Consider the following 14,800-nt stretch of genomic DNA (forward strand, 5'->3'; position numbering starts at 1 on the left):
ATCGACTGCGAATGGCCGACATGCCACACGGTTAAGAACACCTTATGCGAGACGTAATTGAACGCCATCAGGTCTGGGCCTACCTCATCGCTGTTTTTTCCGGCCTCATTGCCGGATGGACCTCTTCCCTCGGCGACAGGGTGCAGGAGTGCCAGAGCACCCGAGCCATTGCGGCAACGCCGGTTCTGTTGATTGCTCAACTGGCTCTTCTTGCACTTTACCTCTGGCTTTTCCTGGGCAATCAGTTCGACGTAAATCTTGAGCTTGGGCGACACCTCCTGCCGGCCTTTGTCGGGCTGCTTGTTGTCCCCCTTATCCTGGCATTTCTGACTGAAAAATGGGCGGAAAAGTCCGAAAAAGCCACCGGGTTGATTCGCTTCATGGGTCTGATGCCGGTCCCTCTGCTGACAGTCGTACTTTTCATCATCTCAATGACACAAGTCAGCCAGATCGACAGTACCGGCCCACTTATCTGGCCCTTGATGATTCTGTTTCCGGCCTATTTGCTAGCTGAGGCTCCGGTTGGAAAGACTCTGCGCCGGGTCTTTCGATTACCGGTAGCAACCGGTCGCACCGTCATTTTCAGCCTTGGCACCCGCAACTCCTTCGTGGTTTAACCTCTGGCATTGTCGCTACCAGAGGCCTGGGCCGCGGCTGTCGTGGTGATTGTCGTGCAGTCCCTGGTGGAACTTATTGATATGATGTTTTATCTGAGGTGGCTTCCCAATCGGCTGCTACCGAATACCGGAAAATCTGACACTCGTTAAACTTATCTAAAATAGGAAGATCTTACGTGCGTACCCGAACCCTGGTCACAAGCCTCGTTCTTTTTTGTCTGGTTGTCTTCGCGGCCGCTTTCGTTTATTACGATCGTTCTCAAGGCATTGATGAACCCGCCGTTGTTGAAAAAACGCCGCTGGTGAGAGATTACTCTCCCGTTATCGGCCCTGAGGACGCGCCGGTAACCATTGTCGAATTCTTCGACCCATCCTGCGAAGGCTGTCGCGCCATGCATCCCTATGTGAAACAGATTCAGGCTGCATACCCGGACAACGTGCGTCTGGTCCTGCGCTACGTATTGTTTCACAAAGGCTCGGAAGAGGCCGTCAGAATTCTGGAAACCGCCCGCGAACAGGGGATCTACGAGCCGGTGCTTGACGCTGTCATGGAAGCCCAACCCCAGTGGCATGACGATCCAAAGGTCGCCGCAGCATGGGATGCGGCGGAGTCAGCCGGGCTTGATTTAGAAGCCGCCCGGGCCGGTATGAACTCGCAGGAGATTGACCGCATTATTCAACAGGATGCGGCTGACGTGAAAGCGGTTGGAATTTCTGGAACCCCAACCTTTTACGTCAACGGGGACACCTTAAGTCGGCTGGGACCCCAAGAACTGTACGACCTTGTCACCTCCAAGGTAGAGTCGCCTCAATAACAACTTCAGAACCGGCAACGCTATGTCACTGCTTGACTACTTATTACCTTACGATTTCTCGCCGCTGACCATACTGAGCTACATGCTCGTGATGGGGTTCTATGGCGTTGGGCTATTTCGGATGCCGGAACAGGACCGGCCAGGCGCACTGCGGATCTTTGCGTTCACCCTGGGGGTGATGATCTGTTATGCGGTGATGCAGACCCGCTTCGATTACTACGCGCAATACATGTTCTTCGTCCATCGGGGCCAGCATCTGATCCTTCATCATATTGGGCCTATCCTGATCGCGCTTTCCAATCCCTTGCCGGTCATGCGGTTCTGGTTTGAAAAAATCAGCCCAGGCTGGAGGCGCACGCTCCGGCCTCTGGGTTGGTTTTATCAGGTCCTGCAACAACCCTTCATCGCCCTATTCCTGTTTGTCGGGCTCATTTATTTCTGGCTGTGGCCATCAATCCATTTCGACGCCATGCTCAGCCGGGATCTGTACTGGGTCATGAACTGGAGCATGTTACTGGATGGCCTGCTGTTCTGGTGGTTGATCTTCGACCCGCGACCGCCTGCGATCACCTCATCGCTGGGGTATGGCAGACGCATGTTGGTTCTGGCTGCCGCAGGTGTGCTTCAGATGTTTCTTGGGGCGTGGATCGTGTTCTCACGTGACATGGTCTACGACGTTTACGAAGTCTGTGGCAGGGCCTGGCCGCTGGACCCGGAAGTCGACCAGCTCCTGGGCGGCATGCTGACCTATATCCCTCCCGCTATGATGAGCATCCTTGGCATTCTTCTGATGCTTCGGCGAGCCATGCATCAGGACGGAAAATATGCCAATCAATCCAAACCACTTGAGGAAACAGCGTCATGAGAACTCGCTTCTGGCGACAGCGCACCAACATCATATCGGCGACCTTAACGCTGATTGCATCCCTATTGCTGACTGGTTGCTTTGCCAATGACGAGGAAGACTGGAACGGTAAAAACATCAGTGGCTTGATGCCTGAGCTGGAATTCGACCTGATCAATAGCCAGGGCGAGTCGGTATCTGGCGAGGATTACAGTGGACGGGTGAGAATGCTGTTTTTCGGGTTCACCTCGTGCCCCGATGTTTGCCCAACCGCCCTGCAAAAGCTCAATCAGGCAACCAGTGGCCTGGCCCCGACGCTTCAGGATGAAGTACTCACTTTGTTCGTGAGTGTCGATCCGAAACGTGACACGCCTGAGCGCCTCGCAAAATACGTGGATTTTTTCGGTGACAATATTGTAGGACTCACTGGAAATGAACCCCAGCTTCGTGAACTCGCAAAACGATATAGAACCACCTTCGGTTATGACGAACCTGACCCCGATGGAAATTATGCGGTGTCACACAGCAGCGCGATTTATGTATTTGATCGCGAGGGTAACCCCCGCCTTTTAATTCGGCCCGATTTGAGCGGGGAAGAAATTCGGCATGATCTCGTTGCTCTTATTCAGGAGGATTCCTGACTGAATAGACTGTCCCAACTCGAATTGGGACAGTCCTGATTGGCGGGCAGATACAAATTGGTTAAGCAGAGCCGGAGAGTGTCTCAATAATTCGGCAATCCATAATAACCCCGCCTTCACAACACGCACTCAGTCTTTCCAACTCGTGTTCCATCGCACGCAAATCTTTCAGTCGAGAGCGCACCTGTTCCAACTGTTGTTCAACTTTGGCGTCTACTCCAGCGCAGGACTCCTGATGTCGATCTGCTAGCGACAGCAGCTCTCGAATATCGTCAAGGCTGAAACCGAGCCCCCGGCTTCGTCGGATAAACAGCAGCCGCGAATAATCCGCTTTGGCGTACAGTCGATATCCGGAGTCCGAGCGGATCGCTTTCGGTAACAGTCCAATTCTTTCGTAGTAGCGGATGGTTACGGGCTTGATGCCCGTATCATCAGCCAACCGACCGACCGTGTAGGTTTTTTCGCTCATCATCATTGACCTTATAGTTACTATAACCCCTATTGTATCGTTGTATTGCAAATACTAGGAGGGTTCGTCGTGGATAGCTGCTGTGAAAACAAGGCCGGTGAACTGGCACAATTGCGAGCGAGCCAAAGCCGGGTGCTTTACATTGCGCTTGCCATAAACGCAGTGATGTTTGTGGTGGAATTCAGCGCCGGCTGGATTGCAAGCTCTACCGCGTTGCTGGGCGATTCGCTGGATATGTTCGGCGACGCGTCTGTCTATGCACTGACACTGTTCGTGCTGGACCGAAGCCGTCGCGCGCGTGCCGGAGCGGCTTTGTTCAAAGGCGGCTTTATGCTGTTGTTCGGGCTTGTTGTTGTCGCCGATGCCATCCGCAAGCTGGTGATACAGGAAGTGCCGGCCGCCGAGTGGATGGGCGCTGTCGGCGCTCTTGCTCTTTTTGCAAACGGCGTTTGTTTTGTGTTGCTCTACCGTCATCGTGCGGACGACCTCAACATGCGTTCCACCTGGATGTGTTCCAGGAACGATCTGTTCGCCAACAGCAGTGTCATCATTGCGGCTGGATTGGTCGCCCTCACCAATACCCTCTGGCCGGACATCATTGTGGGCCTCGCCATTGCTGCGCTTTTCCTGCATTCCGCCTGGCAAGTCATCAGTGAAGGTATGGGGGAATGGCGTGCCGGTGGCGCAGAATCCGCCAACCAATCGGACGAAGGTGAGGTCGCCACTACCGGAGACAACTGCTGTTCTTCATCGCAAAGCACGTGTGGCAGTGCATCGGAAGAGCCATCCCGGTGACCAACAATAACCAGGTGATTCCATGGGGGCTGCTGCTGTCGGCCTGGCTACTGGCGTTGGTGTCCTCGCTTTCAGCCATCTACATCGGGGAAGTTCTCGGGCAGGCTCCGTGCGTTCTGTGCTGGTTTCAGCGCGCCTTCATGTTTCCGTTGGCGGTGATTCTCGCAGTCGCCTGCTACTACTCGGATTTCAACGTTTGGCGCTACGCTATGCCGCTGGCTGTTATTGGCTCCCTGTTCGCTCTGGCCCACTCACTGCTTTATGTGGGGATAATTCCACAACCCATTCAGCCCTGCACGGCCACTGGCCCGTCCTGCTCGGGTGACGGAATGACGATATTTGGTGGGCTGCCGCTTCCGTTTCTATCGCTGGCCATTTTCGTTGCCATCATAATTCTGCTCTTGCTTGTCCGTCGGAGAATTCATTCATGAATCGTCGTGCCATCGTTGTTGTCGTGTGTCTCGTGCTGATCGCAGCCTTTTCGGCCGCTGTCTTGTTCAAGCCACAGCCCCAGCAGCCTCAAAAAACGGCCACCACCGGTGAAAAGTCTGTTGTCGCTTCCGAACCGATCGCGAACCAACAAGCATTGGTACGCTTCCATTCGCCCACATTCGGGCCTGCCGACGCACCGGTGACCATCGTTGAGTTTTTCGACCCCTCCTGCGAAGCCTGCCGGGCGTTCTACCCCATCGTGAAACAGATTCTTGCTGAGTATCCAGGTCAGGTGCGCCTTGTTTTGCGTTACACACTGTTCCATCAGGGTTCCGAGGAAGTCTCCAGAATTCTGGAAGCAGCTCGCCTGCAAGATGTCTATGAACCGGTGCTGGAAGCTGTGTTGGAGGTGCAGCCTGCCTGGCACGACGACCCGAAGGTTGCCAAGGCATGGGGAGCGGCCGAGGCAGCCGGTCTGGACCTGTCCCAAGCCCGTGAGGATATGCAATCCGAACGGATAAGCGCCATCCTTGATCAAGACATGCAGGACGTCAAAACCATCGGCGTTCGGGGCACCCCGACTTTTTTCGTGAATGGCCGCCAACTCACGGAGTTTGGTCCCAAACCGCTACTTCGCCTTGTTCAGGAGTCGCTCCCAGACGCACAGCAATAGCGACCGGTGTCGATTAAAACACGGATGGGCTTGATGCCCTCCACCGTCAACTGAACTCAGAAAGTTGAGGACTCACGGAAATGCCAGATCTTGCGACATGGGGAATGCTGGCTGCTTTTTTTGGCGGCCTGGTGTCTTTTTTCTCACCCTGCACTCTGCCGCTGGTTCCGGGGTATCTCTCGGTCGTTACGGGCGGCACCGTCACAGACCGTTCGAGTCGACTGCAATCTCTGTGGCTCAGTATCTGTTTTGTCCTTGGATTCAGTGTGGTGTTCATCGCTTTTGGTGCCAGCGCTAGTCTGCTCGGTCAGTGGCTGATGGCCTACCGGCAGGAAGCCAATCTGGTGGCGGGCATTCTGATCGTGCTGATGGGGCTATTTATGCTGGGCTGGTGGAGCATGCCCGCGCTACAGCGCGACTGGCGCTTTGGGCAAACCCTTGAGGGTGGACGGCCCACGGCAGCGTTTCTTCTCGGTTTGGCCTTTGCCGTCGGATGGACACCGTGTATTGGCCCGATATTGGGCGCTATCCTGGCTCTCAGTTCCACCCATGCGAATGCTGAAACCGGCATGCTGTACCTGGCCGTTTATTCGCTGGGGTTGGCAATTCCATTTTTGGCAACGGCTCTATTTATTGAGCACTTTCGGGCGCGAGTGCGCTGGATGAGCCGCTGGAGTCAGTCACTGAGAATTCTGGCAGGGCTGGTTCTGGTTGTTATGGGGGTAATGGTGCTGACGGGACAGATGACCCGGTTTGCATCATGGATGTTATCCGCATTTCCGGTACTCGGAAGACTCGGTTGATCCCGGGCAAATCTTTGCCCACCACTCAGCTGGCCGATAAGGCAGGAGAACCGAGCAGTGAACAGTGAACTCAAGGCGTTCTATCTGACAGAACTGGCAGCAGCCGCTGATGCAGACAATCAGGGCGATGTCGATACAGCGTTCAGACATCTTGAACGGGCTCATATTCTGAGCCAGAAGTTCGCGTTAGCGCACACGACAACACATTTGCGCATGCTACGGCTCGGCTGGCACACGCGCGATGCTCGCGAGGTTCTCGGTCAGCTGGCTCGGGCCTTCGCTGCGTTGCTGGTTTCACGAATCTGGGTTCCTGTCGGCAATACGGGACGTGCCAACGTCAGCGCATTTGAACCGATGGCGGTGCCGGAAGACTTGGCGATTGTTCTGGGACACCAGAAGCCTTCCAACACGTAACTGAAGGACACCACTTTATGATCACACCCTGCTTCCAACACCACACAAAGCGCTTTGCATCCATTGCATTAATGATGCTGGCAATCCTCCTTGTTGGCTGCATGGGCGATGATGCGCCGGATTGGCACGGAACAGACATCAGCGGCGTGATGCCCAAGCTTGAATTCGATTTGATCGACAGTCAGGGAGCACCGGTTTCAGGCGATGATTACAGTGGTCAGGTACGAATGCTGTTTTTCGGATTTACCTCTTGCCCTGATGTTTGCCCCACTGCTCTGCAAAAACTCAGTCAGGCCGTTAGCGGCCTGAGCCCGGAAAACCAGGAGGAGGTACTTACGCTGTTCGTCAGCGTTGACCCTCAGCGCGATACGCCCGAGCGCCTGGCAGAGTATGTCAATTTTTTTGGTGAAAGGATCGTCGGGCTGACCGGCAAAACCTCTGACCTACGCACACTTACCCAGCGATACCGGACCACGTTCGGGCATGAAGAACCGGACGCAGAAGGTGATTACGCCGTCACTCACAGCGGCGCAGTTTATGTGTTTGATCGTGAGGGTAATCCACGCCTGCTTATCCGACCGGAAGATTTAAGCGCTCAAGCCATTCGGCAGGACCTTGTTGCCCTTCTTGAAGAAAGTTCCTGAATGACTGAAGGATTCGATAGTGTTCTTTGCAAGGGCGTTTGTAAAGGCCCTGTTCGACAATCCTCAAGTCCGATAGTCTCCACGCATTCCTGTTCGCATGAGGCACAATAATCGCTGGCGCATTTTCCTTCCATCTCTGCCGTGCAATGATTTAGCGTTTCCAACTTGTTCCGGCAATGATACCGGATGAAATGGATGCGATTTGCCTGGAGGCACTGGAGGAAGCCCTGACTCGAATGTTCGCTTTTGTTTAAAAAGCGTCTTAATCGCTCAGCAGTGAAATAGTCAAAGGTTCAATTTTGCCCTCTTCAAGAGTGAAAAAAGGACAACTCAACCGTTGCTGTTCGTTGACCCAATGAGACGCTGATCGTTGAGTCCGAGACAATCATGGAGATTGCAGGACTGCCATCACGAGCCATAACGTCCTCTAGGTAATCCAGCTGTTTTCGATCGTGAGTGCTTGGATCGGATTTGCAGCCCTTCGGATGAGAATGCCATTCGCCCAGATACGAAACGATCCCGCCAGTTCTACGACGACACTCATCGATATCTCCTTCTACACCGGCAGTTCCGCGCAAGAACTCTCGGGGTGTTGCAGTGCTGTCCTCTGGTGCGGGCCTGGCTAGCACGACCGATATCGTTTTGATCTTCTGGTCAACAAAACCAAGCAAAATGCCACCGGTTTCATTGGGCAATTCGTCATTTCTGAGTCTGGACATGCCATCTTCGATCGAGACGTCCCACCACACAGTCCAACCCCCAACCTCCGCGTAAATGGGCTTGCAGGCCTGAATGTCATGAGCGCTAACGGCGCCGGAGAGCCCATCGCAATCCCAGATCTTGATCTGGGCCTCTTCTCTGTCTGAAAGCAACCTCAGCTGGCGAGCCAGTATCGATCCGTGCAGCCATATCAGTTCATTGGACATCGCCATGGTGATGTCCCGGCATCCGGCCCCAACCCATAAAGAGCCCGAGTTCCCTTCCAGATGATCGGTGCCCCAGCAATCATTGGTCAGAATGGCTCGATAATACTGAGCCTCGAGTGACAGACTACGTGTGTATCCGGACTGATCCTCCATGAGTAAAACCGAGGACCTGCCTGATGGAGTTATGAAGAGTGTTGCCAAACGAGCCGATCTTTCTATGCCGGACAGGTCCCGAGGGACCTCTAGCGTCGTGGATGCATCGACAATGATGTCCTTGTGCTCCAATAGGTCTTCGAGCCATTGGGGGTCCTCCGTGAGCCTCTTCACATGAGATTTTGGCGCGCTGCTGTCACTCACCTTGAGGGAGAACATAGATGCGGCGTGGGCGCTCATCATTTCGGATTTGGCCATGCCCACACATGGACCCAGGGAAACATGACGGGACAGGTTATGGGGCTCAACCGCATCATGATCGACATATTCCCATTCACCCCAGCCTTCCCTTGCCCAGATTGATGCAACGGCACTTCCCAAAGATCCGAGCCCGGAAATGACACCGTTGAAATCGCATGGTGAATCAGCTATGCCCGAGTATTCCCTCACCTCCTGCTTTGATGGCATTAGCCTGATACCAACAGGGGTCAGAGGGTAACTTTCCAATCGATCCACGTTCAGAGGCTCGACTTTTTCCATTATCCCAGTGTTACGAAACCACTTGTTTTCGCCGGGACTACGGATCAGGGCGCCAAGGTCTTCGCCGAGCCGGCCAAAATGTTGATCCATAGCGAAGCCGTAAACGTCCGTTCTCTCGGTCTTGCTGTCACGTTTGAGGGAGATGCCCAGCACTAGAAGTATCTTATTGGTCTTGCCGGCCGGCCAGTCAAAGCTTTGACCCTCGGGAACAAGATCCTGAATTGCCTCACGGAGCAATCCGGAAATCCTGGCACCTCGAGAATTGAGTCTTTCAAGCAGATCCCCAAGATGTTTCGGGTGTTCCTCTACGCGGCCGTGAGTAATGGGAGGCAAGATGATCGTAATTGGTATCCATTTTCCATCCTGGAAACCCGGATGCGAAATATCATCTACAACCCGGGCTTGATACAAGAATCTTCCTCGACAGGCGAATGGTCGCTGGTCGAAAACGATACGATAACCGGTTTCGGTGAGTCTCTCGAAATAATCCTCCGGCAATACAAAGCGATCCGCGGGTTCGAAAAAAAGCTGCTCAAGAGGTTGATCCTCTTGATGCAGGTTTTCGCAGGCGGTTTCCCGAAGCCACCAGAGAACTCGACCCAGAAATGAGTGAGGGTTCCAGACTCGCTCCACAGATGACCAAGGCTCAACGTAGAGGCACAGGGAACGTGGTGAATTGGGCCCTACATGGTTTTGATGCATGGTCACTGGGAAGTCGGAGCGAAGCGCCCTAACGTCCCATGGAAAACCAAAATCGGGGTTATAAACCAGAGCCAGGCGCTCAAAGCGGCGTATTCCGACCCGATTCTTGGTATCAAAAGTCCCATCGCCAACATCGACAATAAGCGCATGTGAATCCGGCGAAATCCGCCGGAATTCAACAACGTCAAAAGCAGAGTGCTCGCCGCACGCGTCGGCCACGTCACGCAATGGTGCAGGCAAATTCGACGTTACCGACTTTCCCAGCGACTCTCCGTAGTCAATGTATTCAGTCGTCACTGCCTGCCCTCGGTGGAGCGGCGGATGCGACTGACGCTGTTGCGACAGCGGCAACGGCCAGCCTGAAGCCAGACCTGGCGCCTTGAAATACGATGGGCTCCGGTTTCTTGCGAGTCGGCTCTTCCCCTGTGCACTTAAAGATACCTGTTGACCCCAAGATACTCCTGTACTCACGCTTGGCCCGAATACAGGGGGGGTCGTTATCGTCATCAACAACCGGCTTGCTGCTGGAAACAATAAACGCATCATCATTTGCTTGCGCTAACGCTGAACGCGCATCCTCGGAGATCTCAGCATCGTTGCCATTATCAGACCAGCTGTCGTGTGAAAGTGAACGCCATGAGCAGTGATGAGGGGCAAGGAGGAGGTCGTATTTCAGGTCGTCAGCCGTGTACTCGCGCCAGAGCCGCTCCCAGATGCATACCCCCGAGTCACCGCCAGACAGGAATCGGCTGAAACAATCGCCGGAGCTGGACTCACGAATGCTGAAATTGATCACAACACTGGAGTCGTTTTTAGACAGCTCTTCCTCCACCTCCTCGTCTTGCTCTCGGAAAGGGGCAAGTAGGCGCGATTTCAGGAGGTTCTGGCCAACTCCGTTAATTCCGTTAATGACATCCCCTTGCCTTACGAGGATTTGCTCCAGGCCATCTGTCTTCCCGTCTTTGTCTTGCCCCAGGATAAGAATTCGATCGCCATCAGAAACGTTGAAGCCGCTATCGCGGTTTGCCTTCACGCGACGCCGCGCCTCCGTGGCGAAAGCCTTGGCATCATCACACAGCGTCAGCTTCTTCGACGCACGCCGGAAAACCATCGGGGACGACCAAAGCTCCCGAATGATAATCCTCTTCTGGAACTGATCTCTGTCATCGTCGGGATAGTCCTGAACTGGGCCAAGCCAAAAGTGCGCCCTGAGGCCAAGGCAATGGTCCTCATCCGGGTGAGAAAGAAGCATCGCATCAACAAACGGGCGCCCCTGGGCATCCTTCTTAATGCGCTTTCGAAGTTCAGAGGCAACGTCAGGCGTCGTGTCGCTCGGATCATCGGCAGAACGCCTAATCCGGCAGTCAATCAGAAGGCAGGTCTGGCGATCATCCGCAAGCTGCAACAGGGTCATGTCACCATTATCGACGGGGAAAAATGTAACCTTCGAGTTCATGAAATGCAGTTCCTTTCGTTTATTGAGCGACGGCAACGGCGTTTACAACGAGCCTGTTACCTGCATTGCGAGCGGCAAGAAGAGTCAGGAGGGATGAAATGACGAGCACGACATAGACAGCAGGAACAATGTCACCAAGAAGTTGATGGTCTCCCAGGGAGTCCCACAAGATTGTAAAAATAAGGAGAGCGAACAAACCCGAAAAGGTGTCGCGGTAGAGGAGAAAGCTTCTATGCGATTGACGGACCTCATGGGTATCTCGAACAGGCTTGTATATGTCTCGGTACCAGAGGGAGTTCCGATCACCCGCGGCGACCGCCTCATCAAAGATATGCGGCCATTGTGATGCAACGTCTTGATACACCACTCTCGAATCCCGCTTGCAGAGACGATGAACCCGTCCTCCGGGCATCTCATTCACGAAACGGGTGAAGACGAGTTTGTGCTTTATATCGTGTGGGAGCAGATGGGTGATAAAGACCAGAACCGCTAGGGTAATCACCCCAGCAACCCCTGTAAGAAGCCCCTCTTTGAATGATGGCAAGGAGTTGAAGCCAAACTGAAACCCCAAACACACGAGGACGACAGCGCTTAACAGCGCGGCGATCGTGGCATTGTTCTGTTTCTTGAGATCTTTTTCCACTCTTGCACCCCATCCGTAACAATCATGTAAAGTCCATGAACTGATTAAAGACGCTGCTGTAAAAAGGATTTCCTTACCTTCTACCTACTCGGTGACTGGGCAGTTGACTGTGGACGGCGGGTTGATCCGGCATGGCACTACTTCGGTGGAATCCCAATACGGTTTATCAAGCTTGGCGGTGCATCCCAGGTCTTTCATCAGAGCCTTTCTACCGAGTTCATCACATACTAAAACCACTCCATGACGATCAACGTAATTTGCTTTGAGGATGAAATTGTCAAATGGCTCCAAGAGGGATGGGTCATGCTTAGTCGCAAACTCCAGTAGCTCTCGGTCTTGGAGGCCTTCGGGTGGGGTGTCAAAATAGACTGAGGCCTCCAAAGCACTGCTGACCTTGGTCAACGCAGAGGCTGTCACATACATTTCTTCGTCGTCTGCATGAGATGCGCAGCCGACCAGCAGGAACGTGGCGGTGAATAGAGACCAACTAAACTGTCGAAACATCAGGCTACCCCCCAAAACACGTACTCCTTAGTTTCGGTGTCTTTGCCGGTATCGAGATTCCAGTTTCCAAGTTGCGCAAAGATGGGGGCAGTCGGCTGTTTCAAACCTTCTGCCAACTGCGCCCAAAACCTCAAAACATTGTCGACGGCCCGATCAAATAAAGCGTCATAGTGCAGTCGCTCCCCCCCTGGGATCTCAAGATCCTCTATAAACGTAGAGTCGATGTCTTCCTCCGTCGTGTAGCTCATCCCTGTGTGGGCGCCAACGTGCCTGGCCCAGGCGAATAAACGTGTGCCCTCCTCCACCGTATCCAACAAACTGGAGAAACCGGCGTGCCAATCCGCTGGTTGCGGTTCATTGGATTGGTACCCTTCGGGGTAGACATCTGCCAATATTCGCTTCCACAGATCTTCGATGTCGCAATCCAGTGAGCCGCTGTCGTCAACGCACGCTTTGATACCGCTATCCAGATGTTCCGAGTCTCCGATGTCACCAAGATTAAGGCGATAAAAAACGTGGGCGTCTTGGTACATCTCACAGCGTCGATGATCTTTCTGATTAGCATGGTAGGGACCGACCTTGAGTTCCACGACCGGATGAATGGTCAGGTCGGCTGCCATATGAGCCGCATAACCAAATAGCCAAGCCACACCTTTTTCCCAGTCAGGGCCAGTGCGATCACGCAGCAATCTGAGTCCGGAAGCCAACACCTCGCCAGTGCGCTCGTAGTGCATTTTATCGGCCCACTGCTTAGCTCTCGCATCAAGGCCTGGCGGCCACTGCAACAGGTCCAGAGTGAGGTAGGGTAAATCGGGACTCACCGCACCCAATTCCACGTATTTGAGGTTTCGCATAAGGGCCCTGCCGACGTCAGGAGGTATATCTGCTGCAGTCAACCGATGCGGCTCTCTGGCGAGATTAACGAGCGTTAGATGAGCGTAGGCTCCAGGCATGAAATTTCTCCGACCTTTTGCACTGGACATCAATGACCTGATGTAACCGATGAATGACGTGAATCAACCTTTCGGTGGAAAAGGATCATTCCCGTAAGAATCTCTCTCACGTATTCGCCCATCCCGGCCATGGATCAACGCCTCGCTTTTTTGATTACGGGCGATCTCCCTTGCCGCCTCCGCCGCTTCGGCTTGAGTCGAGTGATGTGATGTATCCCGAGTGTTACCTTCGCCCCTGACGGCCCATCCACTCTCGCGTTGCACGACGTGCTGGTTTTTGCCTGACATTGCGCTTACCCCTCTATTCAGACGACATAAAAGTTTAAACACAAAACGCAACAAAATACAACATATAGTGGTTGCAATAGAAAATATGACCACATTTATGGTTTTAGCAAATTTTAGTGGAAGTCGACGCCTTCGAGAAAATGCGCCCCGTCAAAGGTCAGCACATTGGTGTAGACCTCGGTGGACTCAACGCTACGGTGACCCAGAAGCTGGCTCACAAACTTCAATGGCCGTCCGTGCAGCAGCAGGTGCACCGCAAAGCTGTGCCGAAAGGTGTGGCACCCGATCTTGAACGGCGGCTCTCCCCCCACCTGCTCTATTAAGCGATCAATGTTGGCACTGACCGCCTGGCGCGTAATCGGAAAGATCCGTTCGTCCTTCCGAAACTTCCCCATCCACAGGTAGCTCTGGATCCGGGTCTGAAAGTCTCTATCCGGAATTGGGATAAACCGCGTCGGCGAGCGTTGCAGGCTGCGTTTGCTCGGCCGCCCTGCCCCTTGCTTGAGCGCCTTGAGGACCACCCCGAAGTCGTAGCCGTCGTCGTGGAAACTCGCCGGGGTAATCGCCAGCACCTCGGAGACCCGAGCGCCGGTGCACCACATGAAGTCCAGGATCAGCCGGTGCATGCGATGCGACTCGCTCTTTAGCAGGCCGAGCACTTTCAGCTTGAGCAGGTACTTGGGCATGGTGTCCAGTCTTTCGAGGAGGATCGGGCGTTTGGCGATCAGCCGGTCCCAGTCGCTCTCAACGCGCTGAATCGGGAACGACACCAAGGGCCGCTCTTCGAAGCCGAACGGGCGCTTGCTAGATCGGGCTCTGGGGAATGACCGCGCGCTGGTGATGGATTTTGACGTTTCCTCTCCGTGGTTCTGTCAATTACAAGGAGGAATTAGGGGGCCGTACATGTGCCCTATTCCAACCTATTCAGTATGGCAACAGCCTGGAAAACCGCAAGAAATGGAGGCCGGTTGACGAACTACCCCAGACCGGAAAGCTTTAATGACTACTGCAACTAGAACGGGGATGCTTACAGTTGTAAAAAGGCTGCCGCAACGATCGCTCCTGTTATTTTGACTGCGTAGCGCGATCCGCACAGCGGCGAAACTTCGATGTGATGCTAGTATCCTAACAAGACAGCAGTGATGGTCTGAATAAATGGGAGGGATTTCTATGTATATCGAATGGCATCAGATAGGCGGTGTGATCATTGCTTTGGCTATTTTCTTCTGGATGTGGCGGTTAGATGTGAAAAATAAAACTGAACTAAAACGCAGCCTCAGAGATCGAAGCGAGTACAACGACTATCTCAATAACCCGAATACCACCAAAGGCTGTGACAGCGACAAAAAATGAGTGCCATTTGACCACGACAACCGTGGGACAGGACTCGCAATGCTTACATTTATAGTCGTAACAGCAATTCTTTTATTTGCTCTAAGCATCACCGCAGCTGGCAGCACACGGCAGATCCCATTGCGCAGACCTGCC

19 protein-coding genes are annotated in these 14,800 nt (G+C 53.8%); 11 read left to right on the forward strand and 8 right to left on the reverse strand.

The genetic code is table 11. From position 1 onward, the window contains the following. Positions 1–44 precede the first annotated feature (44 nt). The 4 genes from GJU83_RS14285 to GJU83_RS14300 all read left to right on the forward strand — a co-directional run bounded on the left by GJU83_RS14285 (position 45) and on the right by GJU83_RS14300 (position 2,917). Positions 45–617 (forward strand): hypothetical protein, encoded by a 573-nt coding sequence (locus tag GJU83_RS14285; protein WP_014575725.1) that lies wholly within the window; start codon positions 45–47, stop codon positions 615–617. Between the two features lie 176 nt (positions 618–793). Then, positions 794–1,432, forward strand: a complete 639-nt coding sequence (locus GJU83_RS14290) for a DsbA family protein (protein WP_014575723.1) — start codon at positions 794–796, stop codon at positions 1,430–1,432. A gap of 22 nt (positions 1,433–1,454) precedes the next feature. Further along, positions 1,455–2,297 (forward strand): cytochrome c oxidase assembly protein, encoded by an 843-nt coding sequence (locus tag GJU83_RS14295; RefSeq protein WP_014575722.1) that lies wholly within the window; start codon positions 1,455–1,457, stop codon positions 2,295–2,297. After that, positions 2,294–2,917, forward strand: coding sequence for an SCO family protein (locus GJU83_RS14300; RefSeq protein WP_014575721.1), 624 nt, complete (start codon positions 2,294–2,296; stop codon positions 2,915–2,917). Before GJU83_RS14295 ends, GJU83_RS14300 begins: the two co-directional genes overlap by 4 nt. 61 nt (positions 2,918–2,978) lie before the next feature. Here the strand turns inward: GJU83_RS14300 and GJU83_RS14305 are convergent, their stop codons facing one another. Then, a complete protein-coding gene (locus GJU83_RS14305; RefSeq protein ID WP_041644855.1) occupies positions 2,979–3,386 on the reverse strand; it encodes a MerR family transcriptional regulator in 408 nt (135 codons plus the stop codon). A gap of 69 nt (positions 3,387–3,455) precedes the next feature. Here GJU83_RS14305 and GJU83_RS14310 point away from each other — a divergent pair, with 69 nt between their 5' ends. From GJU83_RS14310 to GJU83_RS14335, 6 genes are all read left to right on the forward strand, one after another. Continuing rightward, entirely contained in the window at positions 3,456–4,181 is a 726-nt protein-coding gene (locus tag GJU83_RS14310; RefSeq protein WP_062785141.1) for a cation diffusion facilitator family transporter, read from the forward strand. After that, the gene (locus GJU83_RS14315; protein ID WP_014575718.1) at positions 4,178–4,612 is read left to right on the forward strand and encodes a disulfide bond formation protein B; all 435 of its coding nucleotides are present in this window, start codon (positions 4,178–4,180) and stop codon (positions 4,610–4,612) included. Before GJU83_RS14310 ends, GJU83_RS14315 begins: the two co-directional genes overlap by 4 nt. Continuing rightward, entirely contained in the window at positions 4,609–5,286 is a 678-nt protein-coding gene (locus GJU83_RS14320) for a DsbA family protein (protein WP_014575717.1), read from the forward strand. The genes GJU83_RS14315 and GJU83_RS14320 overlap by 4 nt, the downstream gene beginning before the upstream one ends. A gap of 80 nt (positions 5,287–5,366) precedes the next feature. Further along, positions 5,367–6,089 (forward strand): cytochrome c biogenesis CcdA family protein, encoded by a 723-nt coding sequence (locus GJU83_RS14325; protein ID WP_041644854.1) that lies wholly within the window; start codon positions 5,367–5,369, stop codon positions 6,087–6,089. Positions 6,090–6,146: 57 nt separating this feature from the next. Beyond that, complete coding sequence (locus GJU83_RS14330) at positions 6,147–6,503, forward strand: DUF3703 domain-containing protein (protein ID WP_014575715.1); 357 nt, start codon at positions 6,147–6,149, stop codon at positions 6,501–6,503. Positions 6,504–6,520: 17 nt separating this feature from the next. Further along, positions 6,521–7,147, forward strand: coding sequence for an SCO family protein (locus GJU83_RS14335; protein ID WP_041644852.1), 627 nt, complete (start codon positions 6,521–6,523; stop codon positions 7,145–7,147). Positions 7,148–7,455: 308 nt separating this feature from the next. On the opposite strand, the gene GJU83_RS14340 is transcribed toward GJU83_RS14335, so the two are convergent. From GJU83_RS14340 to GJU83_RS14370, 7 genes are all read right to left on the reverse strand, one after another. Further along, entirely contained in the window at positions 7,456–9,765 is a 2,310-nt protein-coding gene (locus tag GJU83_RS14340; RefSeq protein WP_167352729.1) for an anti-phage 6A-MBL system cap2_3 protein, read from the reverse strand. After that, on the reverse strand, positions 9,755–10,924 hold the full coding sequence (locus GJU83_RS14345) for an anti-phage 6A-MBL system MBL-fold protein (RefSeq protein WP_069185213.1): 1,170 nt from the start codon (positions 10,922–10,924) through the stop codon (positions 9,755–9,757). The genes GJU83_RS14340 and GJU83_RS14345 overlap by 11 nt, the downstream gene beginning before the upstream one ends. Positions 10,925–10,943: 19 nt before the next feature. After that, entirely contained in the window at positions 10,944–11,567 is a 624-nt protein-coding gene (locus GJU83_RS14350; protein WP_069185214.1) for a hypothetical protein, read from the reverse strand. Positions 11,568–11,651: 84 nt separating this feature from the next. Continuing rightward, entirely contained in the window at positions 11,652–12,071 is a 420-nt protein-coding gene (locus GJU83_RS14355; protein WP_069185215.1) for a hypothetical protein, read from the reverse strand. Continuing rightward, on the reverse strand, positions 12,071–13,054 hold the full coding sequence (locus GJU83_RS14360; protein WP_083231894.1) for a zinc dependent phospholipase C family protein: 984 nt from the start codon (positions 13,052–13,054) through the stop codon (positions 12,071–12,073). Before GJU83_RS14360 ends, GJU83_RS14355 begins: the two co-directional genes overlap by 1 nt. A 33-nt stretch (positions 13,055–13,087) precedes the next feature. Next, positions 13,088–13,312 carry a DUF2188 domain-containing protein gene (locus GJU83_RS14365; protein WP_083231895.1) on the reverse strand — a complete coding sequence of 75 codons (225 nt, stop codon included), beginning with the start codon at positions 13,310–13,312 and terminating at the stop codon, positions 13,088–13,090. Positions 13,313–13,425: 113 nt separating this feature from the next. Then, positions 13,426–14,082: a tyrosine-type recombinase/integrase gene (locus GJU83_RS14370; protein ID WP_228715193.1), complete on the reverse strand. Its 657-nt coding sequence runs from the start codon at positions 14,080–14,082 to the stop codon at positions 13,426–13,428. 400 nt (positions 14,083–14,482) lie between these two features. Between GJU83_RS14370 and GJU83_RS14375 the strand changes: the two genes are divergently transcribed. Then, complete coding sequence (locus tag GJU83_RS14375; protein ID WP_069185218.1) at positions 14,483–14,665, forward strand: hypothetical protein; 183 nt, start codon at positions 14,483–14,485, stop codon at positions 14,663–14,665. The last annotated feature ends 135 nt before the right edge of the window (positions 14,666–14,800 follow it).

The sequence above is a fragment of the Marinobacter salsuginis genome, from assembly GCF_009617755.1.
GTDB classification, from domain to species: domain Bacteria; phylum Pseudomonadota; class Gammaproteobacteria; order Pseudomonadales; family Oleiphilaceae; genus Marinobacter; species Marinobacter salsuginis.

Coding starts and splice junctions, on each gene's coding strand:
- GJU83_RS14305 (WP_041644855.1), bottom strand. CDS start 3,386: ATGAGCGAAAAAACCTACACGGTCGGTCGGTTGGCTGATGATACGGGC.
- GJU83_RS14375 (WP_069185218.1), top strand. CDS start 14,483: ATGTATATCGAATGGCATCAGATAGGCGGTGTGATCATTGCTTTGGCT.
- GJU83_RS14320 (WP_014575717.1), top strand. CDS start 4,609: ATGAATCGTCGTGCCATCGTTGTTGTCGTGTGTCTCGTGCTGATCGCA.
- GJU83_RS14355 (WP_069185215.1), bottom strand. CDS start 12,071: ATGTTTCGACAGTTTAGTTGGTCTCTATTCACCGCCACGTTCCTGCTG.
- GJU83_RS14295 (WP_014575722.1), top strand. CDS start 1,455: ATGTCACTGCTTGACTACTTATTACCTTACGATTTCTCGCCGCTGACC.
- GJU83_RS14325 (WP_041644854.1), top strand. CDS start 5,367: ATGCCAGATCTTGCGACATGGGGAATGCTGGCTGCTTTTTTTGGCGGC.
- GJU83_RS14335 (WP_041644852.1), top strand. CDS start 6,521: ATGATCACACCCTGCTTCCAACACCACACAAAGCGCTTTGCATCCATT.
- GJU83_RS14345 (WP_069185213.1), bottom strand. CDS start 10,924: ATGAACTCGAAGGTTACATTTTTCCCCGTCGATAATGGTGACATGACC.
- GJU83_RS14285 (WP_014575725.1), top strand. CDS start 45: ATGCGAGACGTAATTGAACGCCATCAGGTCTGGGCCTACCTCATCGCT.
- GJU83_RS14365 (WP_083231895.1), bottom strand. CDS start 13,312: ATGTCAGGCAAAAACCAGCACGTCGTGCAACGCGAGAGTGGATGGGCC.
- GJU83_RS14300 (WP_014575721.1), top strand. CDS start 2,294: ATGAGAACTCGCTTCTGGCGACAGCGCACCAACATCATATCGGCGACC.
- GJU83_RS14360 (WP_083231894.1), bottom strand. CDS start 13,054: ATGTCCAGTGCAAAAGGTCGGAGAAATTTCATGCCTGGAGCCTACGCT.